Genomic DNA, 10,525 nt, shown 5'->3' on the forward strand with positions numbered 1-10,525 from the left:
AGGGCCTCAGCTCCAGCAGATGGGGAACGTGGACAGGCCCCGGAAGCTGAGGTTCATGTTCCAGTCCTCGGCGGCGCTCTTCGGCCGGACGTTGGGAATCCGGCGGAAGAGCGTCTCGAAGGCGACGGGAATCTCCGCGCGCGCGAGGAAGGCGCCCGGGCAGACGTGGATGCCCGTGCCGAACCCCAGGTGCGGGTTCTTCTCACGGCTGAGGTCCAGCGTGTCCGGCTGGTCGAAGACGGCGGGGTCTCGGTTGGCCGCGGCCACCATGGGCATGACGCCCTGGCCCTTCAGAATCTGCTTGCCGCCGAACTCGAAGTCGCACGCCGCGACGCGCGTGGGCGCCTGGGCGGGGGAGGTGAAGCGGTAGAGCTCCTCGGCCGCGGCCCGGTTGATGACGGGGTCGCGCTTCAGGCGCTCCCACTGCTCGGGGTGCTTGAACACCGCGAGCAGGCCGGTGCTGATGACGTTCTGCGTGGTGGTATGGCCGCCCGCGAGCAGGAGGACCATCTGCGCCACCACCTCCTCCAGCGTGAGCTTGTTCTCCTCCCGCCAGGCCTTGACCAGGTAGGAGATGAAGTCCTCGCGCGGGCGCGCGAGGCGGTCGTTGATGGCGCGGGTGATGTAGTCCGTCATGCCCAGGAGCGCGTCCTGGCCCTTCAGCATGATGTCCAGGTTGTCGATGCGGCCCGTGGCGTGGGCGAGGTCCACGCTCCACTGCTTGAAGGTGGGCAGGTCGCCGCGGTCCATGCCCAGGATCTCCACCGCGAAGAGCAGGGCGGGGAGCGCGTATGCGTAGTCATTGACGAAGTCCATCTCGCCCTTGTCATGCACCTGGTCAATCAGCCACTCCGCGGTCTGCCGGGCGCGCTGGTGGATGTCCCGGACATTCTCCGGGCGGAAGGCCTGGTTGATGAGCCCTCGCAGCCGCTTGTGCTCGGGGTTGTCCTTCATCACGGCCCACATCGAGAAATGGGTGATGATGGGGCGCAGGTGCTGCATGAAGTCGTCCCGCACCACGAACGTCTCACTGCTCTGGCTGGAGAAGCGGGCCGCGTCGCGCAGGGCCGTCTGCACGTCCTCATGGCGCGTGATGAGCCAGTGACGGGTCTCCTCGCTCCAATACACAGGCTCCTGCTCACGCAGTTGCTTGTAGAAGGGATAGGGATTGATGTGGAACTCAGGGGCCAGGATGTTGACGTGCAGCTTCTGCGCTTCGCTCATGGTGTTGCTCTCCCGTTGCGTGGAGGGTTGGGGCGCGTGGTGCGTCCGTGAATGGATTTATGGCTGTGTTTCATGATACACGAATGGTCTGGCTGTGTCTTGGTGCGGCCGCAAGGATTGAAATCCAGACTCGTGGGTTGGGGTGTGAAGCCGATGACGACATACATGTTCCCCGGACAGGGCTCTCAGGCGCGCGGGATGGGCCGCGAGCTGCTTTCCCGGCACCCGGCCTTGCTGTCCCAGGCTGACGAGGTGCTGGGGTACCGGCTGGCGGAGGTGTATCAGGACGAACGGTTGGACCAGACGCAGTACACCCAGCCCGCGTTGTTCGTCGTGAACGCGCTGTCGTGGCTGGAGCAGCGGGAGCGGCACGGCCGGGATCCGGACCACGCGCTGGGGCACAGCCTGGGGGAGTACAACGCGCTGTTCGCCGCGGGGGCCTTCGACTTCCGGACGGGAGTCCTCCTGGTGCGCCGGCGTGGTGAGCTGATGGGGCAGGCGCGAGGCGGTGGCATGGCCGCGGTGCTGGGCCTGTCCGTCGAGCGCATCGCGGAGGTGCTGGAGCGGCTGGGGGTGGGCAGCCTGGACCTGGCCAACGACAACACGCCCAGCCAGCAGGTGCTGTCCGGGCCCCGGGAGGACCTGGAGCGCGTGGCGCCGGAGCTGCGCGCCGCGGGGGGCAATGTCGTCCTGCTCAAGGTGAGCGCGGCGTTCCATTCGCGGTACATGCGCCCGGCGCGGGAGGACTTCGCGGCCTTCCTGCGGGAGTTCACGTTCGCGCCCTTGCGCTTCCCGGTGGTGTCCAACGTGGAGGCGCGTCCCTACGACGAGGCCCGGCTCCCGGAGCTGCTGGCGCGGCAGATTGACTCGCCGGTGAAGTGGACGCAGAGCGTGCGCTACCTGCTCGGCCTGGGGGAGCAGACGTTCGAGGAGGTGGGACACGGCCAGGTCCTCGCGGGGCTGCTGCGGCGCATCCGCGAAGCGAAGCCGGCCGTCCCCTCGGTGGCGGCGGCTCCGACGCCGGAGCCACGTGAGCCCTCGCAGCAGGCCGTGCCCGCCGCCGCGCCCGCGTCCGCCGCCGTGCGCGCGCAGGCGCTGGGGAGCAGGGCCTTCCGGGAGACCTACGGCGTGCGGCTCGCCTACGTCGCGGGCTCCATGTACAAGGGGATTTCCTCCCGCGAGCTGGTGGTGCGGATGGGGCGCGCGGGCCTGCTGGGCTTCTTCGGCACCGGCGGCGTGCCGCTCGCTCGCGTCGATGAGGAGGTCCTCGCCATCCAGGCCGCGCTGCGCCCGGGCGAGGCCTACGGGGTGAATCTGCTGCACAGCCTCGACCGTCCGGAGCGGGAGGAGCAGATGGTGGACCTCTTCCTGCGCCGGGGCGTGCGCAACGTCGAGGCGTCGGCCTTCATCCGCGTCACGCCGGCGCTGGTCCGCTTCCGCGTCACCGGGCTGCGGCGGCGCGAGGACGGCCGCATCGAGGCGCCGAACCGGCTCATCGCCAAGCTCTCCCGGCCGGAGGTCGCCAGGGCCTTCATGAGCCCGCCGCCCGCCGACATCCTGGAGGCGCTGGTGCGCGCTGGCCGGGTCTCCGAGGAGGAGGCGCGGCTCGCCCGGGCGCTGCCCATGGCCGAGGACCTCTGCGTGGAGTCCGACTCCGGAGGCCACACGGACCAGGGCGTCGCCAGCGCGCTGCTGCCCGCGGTGGGGCTCCTGAGAGAGCGGATGATGGCCGAGCACGGCTACGCCACGCGCATCCGGGTGGGCGCCGCGGGCGGCATCGGTACCCCGCAGGCGGCGGCCGCGGCCTTCATCATGGGGGCGGACTTCATCGTCACGGGCTCCATCAACCAGTGCTCCGTGGAGGCCGGCACCAGCGAGCCCGTGAAGGACCTGCTGGAGACGCTGGACGTGCAGGACGTGACGTGCGCGCCCGCCGGGGACATGTTCGAGCTGGGCGCCAAGGTCCAGGTGGTGCGCAAGGGCCTCTTCTTCCCCGCCCGGGCCAACCGGCTGTACGCGCTCTATCAGCAGCACCCCTCGCTGGAGGCGCTGGACGCGCAGACGCGGAGCCAGCTCGAGACGAAGTACTTCCGCCGTGGCATCGAGGAGGTCTGGGAGGAGACGCGCCAGCACTACCTGCGCGTCGCTCCGGAGGTGGTGGATCGCGCCGAGCGCAACCCGCGGCAGAAGATGGCCCTCGTCTTCCGCTGGTATTTCGTCCACACCTCCCGGCTGGCGCTGCGCGGCAGCCCGGAGCAGCGCACGGACTATCAAATCCACTGCGGGCCGGCGCTGGGCTCTTTCAATCAGTGGGTACAGGGGACGCCCCTGGCCTCGTGGCGCGACCGCCACGTGGATGAGATGGCCGTGAAGCTCATGGATGCGACGGCGGAGTGGCTGGAGCAGCGGTTCCAGGGGTTCCGCGCGGGGCCCTGAGGCGCGGCCCCGCGCGGGGCCTTCAGCACAGGAGGGCCTGGAAATAGGCGTCCAGGCTCTCGGGTGCGTCCAGGGCGAAGCGCGCGGCGATGTGGGCATCAGGGCGAATCAGCACGCCGCCCGCGCGCTTCGCGCCCAGCGCCCGGTGGGCGTGATGCTGGACATCCGCCCAGGCCTTGCCCAGGTTCGCGGGGTCGAAGCCCGAGGCCGCCTGTCCGCCGAGGACGAAGTGGAGGTGGAGCTGGTCGCCATGCCGCTGCAGCGCATGTCGTGCCAGTGCGCGCATGCGGTCCGCGTCGGGACGCTCGCCGCCCAGGACGAGGAGGGTGTGGCGGTCGGGCCGGAGCACCGCGTGGATGGAGGTGGGGTGCTCGGCCTCCAGGCGGAAGTGGGGCACGCGGTCCCCGGGCTCGGCCTGGCCGCGCTTGAACGCGGCTTGGGCCGCGCGGGCGCCTCGCGGGTCCACCGCCGCCTGCGTCACCGGGCCGCGGCGGTAGTGCACGCCGAGCTGCGAGGTCTTCAGGACGTTCTTCAGGTTCAGCGCGGGCAGGTTCAGCAGCCGCAGCTGCTTGCGCGCGAGGTAGCGGAGGACGGGGTTCGCCCCGAAGACGAGCAGGGTGAGCCGGTCGTTCTCCGCGAACATCGACACGGCGGCGGGGTGGCGCTCCCCATGGTAGCTGTCGAGCAGGCACGCGCGCGCCTTGCCACGCACCGCGAGCGCGAGCTTCCAGGCCAGGTTGATGGCGTCCAGCACCCCCGTGTTGAGGCCCTGGGCGGCGATGGGGGTGTTCACATGGGCCGCGTCGCCCGCAACGAAGACGCGCCCCACTCGGTATTGAGACACGAGCCGCTGGCTCGGCTGGTACTGGGTGAGCCAGAGCGGGTCCTCCAGCTTCCAGTGGCCCAACCCCAGCGGCGTCATGATGGCTCGGAACTCGTCGAGCGTGGGCGCCTGTCCCTTGAGCGGCGAGTCGGGCGGGCGCGCGGAGATGAGCCGGTAGTAATCGTCACCCAGGTTCAGCACCACGAAGGGGAACCGGTCGAGGATGAAGCCGTGGCGCTCGTCGCGGGCCAGCGACATGTTGGGGATGCGCACGTCCGTCATGATCCAGTTGTCGTCGTAGCGCGCCCCGGTGAAGGGGAGGCCGAGCACGGCGCGGACCTGGCTGTGGCCGCCGTCGCAGCCCACCAGGAAGGGGACCTGGACCTCCTCGGTCACCCCTCCGGCCCGCGTCAGCCGGGCCGTCACCCCTGAGTCGTCCTGGCGGAAGTCGTCCAGTCGCGTGTCGCGCTCCACGACCACGCCCCGGTCGCTCAGGGCCTGGACCAGCTCCCGCTCCGTGCGTCCCTGGTGCAGGTGCAGGTAGAAGGGGAACTCGCTCTCCAGCCTGTCATAGCGGAGCACGGTGGCGCGCTGGGTGCCCGCGTACATGTTCATGACGGGGTTGGCCATGCCGGCCTGGAGCAGCCGGTCCGCGACGCCCAGCAGCTGGAAGATCTCCAGCGTTCTCGGCTGGAGGGTGACGGCCTTGGACTCGCCGGAGAACGAGGGCTGCTTGTCGATGACGCGCACCCGGATGGCTTGCTGGTCCAGCGCCAGCGCGAGGCACAGGCCCACAGGGCCCGCCCCGACAATCAGGACGTCGGTCGAGCGCGTCATCACGCGGGCTCCTGGGCGAGGTGGACCTTGGGCAGGCCCGCGAGGAAGGAGATGCGCGAGCCCATGAAGCCGGGCACCTGGCGCAGGTCCCAGTCGTAGTGCTCATGGCCGTCGACCTGGGCGATGAGGTCTCGCCACTCGTCGAGGTGGTAGGCACGCAGGTGCGAGACGACGCCGTCGACGAAGAAGCAGAACGCGCCCACGGGGACCACCACGCCCAGCAGCGTGCGCCGGACGCTGAGCGGCCAGATGCCGCCCAGGCTCAGCCACGCGCTCAGCAGCGGCGTCGCCGCGCAGAAGCGCAGGATGGCGAGCGGCTCACGCTGCACGGGCTCCATGAAGACGATGGGCTGCCGCTTGCCCACCGCGTCGGTCAGGATTCCCCGCACCTGCTCGGGCTGGAAGTGGTGCACGGCGTTGACGACGAGGCGCAGGCCCTCCAGGTGCGCGGGCACGTTCAGCACGTCCACCGACTCCGCGACGTGGCCCACGCGGCCCGCGCTCTCCCGCTCGACTTCGGCGTACAGCTCCGCGGCCGGGTACTTGTCCGAGAGCTGGATGCGGACGTCCTCCCGGCCCAGGTGCCTGGACAGCGCGAGCATCAGCCCGCCGTCCCCCGCGCACAGCGCTTGGATGGAGGTGAGCTCGCGCTGCCGCAGCAGCTCGCCGAGCAGGTCGAAGGCGCTGTCGTACATCCGCAGCCGCACCGACATGTGGTGCAGGAACTCCCGGATGGTCTTCCGCAGGGGCGAGGGCAGCCACGGCAGGTCGTTGAACTCAAAGAGGTGGGCGCGTTGCATGGGCGTCGTCCGGGTGTGGCGTGAGGCTCGGTGGATGGAAGGTTCAGAGCGCGGCGGCGAGCCGCTCCAGGAGCCAGTCCTGGGCCTGCTCCGCGCGCAGGAAGAAGTGGTCGCCAGGCGTCACCTGGCACTGGAAGCCGCCTCGGGTGAGCGCCTGCCAGGCCCTCGCGGCGTCCTCGGTGATGCGGTCATCGGCGGCGCCGTGCAGGGCGGTGATGGGGAAGTCGAAGGGTGGCTCGGGCTGGTAGCGGTAGCCCTCCATCAACTTCAGGTCCGCGAGCATCATGGGCAGCAGGGCCCGGGCGAAGTCGGCGTCCTGGTCCGCCAGCACCCGTCCCTCGGCCGTGCGCAGGGCGATGTCGAGCAGGGGCGCGAGCGGCTCCCGCGTCGAGGGCGCGGGAATCCCGTCGAAGCCCGCCGCGCGGAAGCGCCGCTGGAGGTCCTCCAGGAAGGGGCCCGGCGCCAGGGAGGGCGCGCTGGCGCCTCCCACGAGGAGGTGGCGCGGCTGGGGCAGCCCCTGGGCGCGCAGTCGGCTCGCGACGAGGTAGGCCAGCAGCGCGCCGAGGCTGTGCCCATAGAATGCGAAGGGCAGGTCCAGCCGGGGCCGCAGCGCGTCCACGAGCCTGGGCAGCAGCAGGTCGAGCTGGTGGATGGGCGGCTCGTGGATGCGCGTCTCCCGTCCCGGGAGCTGGAGCGGCCACACCTCGACGTGCTCGGGCAGCCGCCCCCAGTCGCGGTAGAGCGAGGCGCCGCCGCCGCCATAGGCGAAGCAGAACAGGCGCAGGGCGGGCTTCGCGCGGCGCACGACGTGGGTGAACCACGCGTCCGTCGCCGGGAGCGCCGCCGTGGCGGAGCCGGGCGCGAGGTCCTTCAGCATGGTGGCGCAGAGCTGCTCGATGCTCGGCCCTTCGAGCAGCAGCTCCGCTGGGACGCGCAGCGCCAGCCGCTCCTCGATGTCCCGCCGCAGCGCCAGCCCGGTGAGGGAGTCGAAGCCCAGCTCGCGCAGCGGGCGCCCCACCGGGAGGGCCGCGGGCTCCAGGTCGAGGAGCCGCGCGGCGCACTCGCTCAGGAACCGCGTCACCCAGGCGCGCCGGGCGTCCGCGTCCAGTCCGTCCAGGGGCGTGGCCGCCGTGGGCGGCGCTGCCGACGGTGACTCCTGGAGGGCCTTCTCCAGCGCCTCCACCCGCTCGGCGTCCAGCAGCCGCACCCGGTGCCCCCGGGCCTCGGCGACCTGCCGCCCCTCGCCGTCGAGCAGGCGGAGGTTGCCGGTGAGGCAGCCGCTCGCGTCGGGCGGCTCCGGGAAGGTGAGGTGGCACCACAGCGTGCCGTCCGCGGGGGCGTGGTGGAGCTGGAAGGACTCCCAGCCCACCACCATGAACCGCATCCGGTCCTTGAGATACTCAGCGCCCGCCACGGCGCAGAGCTGGGCGCACGCGTCCAGGACGCCCGGGTGGAAGCCCAGGCCCCTGGCGGCGCCGGCCGGTCGGGGCTGCGGGCGGAACCGGGCCACGGCCTCGCCGGCTCGGAACCACACCTCGTCCACCCACTTCACGCTCTCCCCCAGGTCGAAGGACAGCTCGGAGAGCCGCTGGTAGAAGGTGGCGCCCTCCCAGCGCGTGCCGCCCTCCAGGTGGGGGCGGGCCCACGGCGTCTCCGGTGTGGCCGACGCGCGCTCCAGCTCCGCCTGCATGTGGAGCGTCCACTCGGCTTGTGGAGAGGGACGGCTTTGGAGCAGGAGCCGCGCGCGCGCGTCCTCCTGAGGCTCCACCACGAGGCGCAGCTCGCGCTCCTCGCCGGGCTCGACGTGCAGCGCGACCCGGTAGCGCACGTCCCGCAGCGAGAAGGACGGCAGGCCCAGGTGCTGACGCACGGCGCGGGTCAGCAGCTCCTGGAGGTGCCCGACGTGGGCGATGCCATGGTTGTCGCCCAGGTCCGGCAGCCGCGCGTGGCTGAGGCGGTAGGTGAGCTCGCGCTCGGGACGCGCGGAGGGCACGGGCACGCCGTCGAACACGTCGTGTGCCGCGGGGGCCTCCGGCGCCACGGGGGCCGTGTCCCGCAGCCAGTAGGGCTTGCGTTGAAACGGGTAGGTGGGCAGCACCTGCTCCGGACGGGGAAGCCCCGCGGTGAAGGTGCGGCGGTCCGGGGCGAGCCCCCGCGCATGGAGGCGCGCCACGCAGTCCAGCAGCGCCCACCAGGGCGCTTGCGCCGACGTGGCGTCGAGCCAGGGCTGGCCCGTGTCGCCCAGCGCCACGACGAGGCGGTGCTCCGCGTCGTCGAGCCCCGCGCGCGCGACGTGCCAGTCGCCCGTCGCCTCATGGGACGTGCTCCAGGTGCCGGGCTGCGTCGCAGCCTCCACGTCGAGGGACGCCGGCGCCCGCGTGGACAGCACGCGGCAGCGGGGCGCGGACAGCCGCTCCGCCGCCAGCGGGAAGGGGGCGTGCAGGCCCAGGTCACGCAGCAGGCAGCGCAGCGCGTCCCGGAGCTCCATCACTCCAGCCTCGCAGGCCGCGAGGTAGACGCTCCCGCCATCCGCCAGCAGCGCGTCCGGGCGGTAGCCCCAGTGCTCCAGGAGCCGGAGGAGGGCGAACCGGGCCTGGAAGGCGGTGAGCTCGCGTGTCGCCAGGGCGCGCGCGTCGCCGCCCAGCAGCTCCGCGGCCATCGCGCCCACGGCGTCATGGGCCGCCGCGAAGATGGGCTCCACCGGGTACACCGCCGCGACGGTGGAGGCGAGGTCGCCGCCATGGGGGAGGGCGAACGCGAGGCGCGGGGCCGCGCCCTGCTCGACGACGCCCAGGCGAAGCCCTTCGGCCTCACGTCCCTCGGCGAGCGCCTGGAGCCCGGCGGACAGCGCCGCGCCATCCGCGGCCACCACCACGGCGCGGTGCTCCAGGTGGCTGCGCGAGGCCATGGCCGCCGCGCACGTCGCGGCGAGCGCGGGCTCCGACGTGCTGGCCAGGTGCGCGCTCCATCCGTGGGCCAGCGCACGCAGCGCGGTGTCGTCCCGGGCCGAGAGGGGCAGCAGGTACACGGGCCGCTCGCGGAAGGGCGCTGGCCGGGACGTTGAAGCGGGGGGCTCGCCCACGATGACGTGGACGTTGGTGCCCGAGAAGCCGAACGCGCTCACGCCCGCCAGCCGGTCCTCGCCCTCCCACGGCAGGGTGTCCCACGGGAGCCGGGCGCGAGCGCGCTCCAGGCGGAGGAGCGGGTTGAGCTGACGGAGGTGGGGCTGCTTCGGAATCCTCCGGTGTTGGAGGCAGAGCACCGTCTTGATGAGGCCGGCGATGCCGGCGGCGGCCTCGAGGTGTCCCAGATTGGCCTTGAGCGCGCCCACCGTGAACGCCTCCGAGGCAGCCGGCCGCTGGCCGTAGACGGCGCCCAGCGCCTGCATCTCGATGGGGTCCCCCAGCGACGTCCCGGTGCCATGGGCCTCCACGTAGGAGACCTGTCCGGGCTCCCGTCCCGCGGAGGCCAGCGCCTTGCGAAGCAGGGCCTGCTGCGCGAGCCCGTTCGGGACGGTCAGCCCGCTGCTGGCGCCGTCGTGGTTGGCCGCCGAACCCAGGAGCACGGCGAGCACGGGGTCACCGTCCCGCAGCGCATCATCCAGCCGCTTGAGGACGATGACGCCACCGCCCTCGGCGCGGCCGTAGCCGTCCGCGGCGGCGTCAAACGTCTTGCAGCGGCCATCTGGCGCCAGGGCCCGCAGCCGGCACAGCGAGACGAACGGGTAGGGCGACACCAGGAGGTTGACGCCGCCGGCCAGGGCCACCTCGGACTCGCCTTTGCGCAGGCTGTCGCACGCGAGGTGGACGGCCATGAGCGACGAGGAGCAGGCCGTGTCCACGGTGAGGGCCGGTCCCTGCAACCCCAGCCGGTGCGCGATGCGGCCCGAGGCGATGTTGGTCGCCATGCCCGTGGCGGTATAGGCGCCGAACTGGCGCGCGTCGCGCAGCAGCAGGCCGTACTCCGCGGTGCCCATGCCCACGAAGACGCCCACTGGCCGGCCCGCGAGGCTGTCGGGGGCGAGCCCGGCCCGCTCCAGCGCCTCCCAGGACACCTCGAGCAGCAGGCGCTGCTGGGGGTCCATGTCGCTGGCCTCCCGGGGCGAGATGCCGAAGAGCCGCGCATCGAAGAGCGACGGCGCCTCGCGCAGGAAGCCGCCCCGCCGCACGTAGCTGCCGCCGGGGGCGTCGGGGTCCGAGTCGAAGAAGGCGTCCGCGTCCCAGCGCTCCCGGGGCACGTCGACGATGGCGTCCCCCCCGTCCATCAGGAAGCGCCACAGGGACTCGGGGCTGTCGCACCCGCCGGGGAAGCGGCAAGCCATGCCGATGATGGCGATGGGCTCGCGGGCCACGTCACGGGTGGCGGGCGCGGGCCGCGCCTCGGTCGCTCGCGTCGGTGCCTGGGG

At 72.3% G+C, this 10,525-nt stretch carries 5 protein-coding genes; 1 reads left to right on the forward strand and 4 read right to left on the reverse strand.

The features are described 5' to 3' along the window. Window positions 1-6: 6 nt before the first annotated feature. Window positions 7-1,224, reverse strand: a complete 1,218-nt coding sequence (locus tag HV824_RS21085) for a cytochrome P450 (protein WP_176420472.1) — start codon at window positions 1,222-1,224, stop codon at window positions 7-9. 153 nt (window positions 1,225-1,377) lie between these two features. On the opposite strand from HV824_RS21085, the gene fabD reads away from it, so the two are divergent. After that, window positions 1,378-3,660 carry an ACP S-malonyltransferase gene (fabD, locus tag HV824_RS37540; RefSeq protein WP_176424062.1) on the forward strand — a complete coding sequence of 761 codons (2,283 nt, stop codon included), beginning with the start codon at window positions 1,378-1,380 and terminating at the stop codon, window positions 3,658-3,660. A gap of 22 nt (window positions 3,661-3,682) precedes the next feature. On the opposite strand, the gene HV824_RS37980 is transcribed toward fabD, so the two are convergent. The 3 genes from HV824_RS37980 to HV824_RS21105 all read right to left on the reverse strand — a co-directional run. After that, on the reverse strand, window positions 3,683-5,320 hold the full coding sequence (locus HV824_RS37980; RefSeq protein ID WP_176424063.1) for an FAD-dependent monooxygenase: 1,638 nt from the start codon (window positions 5,318-5,320) through the stop codon (window positions 3,683-3,685). Next, the gene (locus HV824_RS21100) at window positions 5,320-6,120 is read right to left on the reverse strand and encodes a hypothetical protein (protein ID WP_176424064.1); all 801 of its coding nucleotides are present in this window, start codon (window positions 6,118-6,120) and stop codon (window positions 5,320-5,322) included. The genes HV824_RS37980 and HV824_RS21100 overlap by 1 nt, the downstream gene beginning before the upstream one ends. A gap of 43 nt (window positions 6,121-6,163) precedes the next feature. Next, on the reverse strand, window positions 6,164-10,525 hold a 4,362-nt coding region (locus HV824_RS21105; RefSeq protein WP_176424065.1), incomplete at its 5' end, for a beta-ketoacyl synthase N-terminal-like domain-containing protein.

Origin of the sequence: Myxococcus sp. AM009, assembly GCF_013372605.1 — a bacterium.
Lineage (GTDB): Bacteria > Myxococcota > Myxococcia > Myxococcales > Myxococcaceae > Myxococcus > Myxococcus vastator.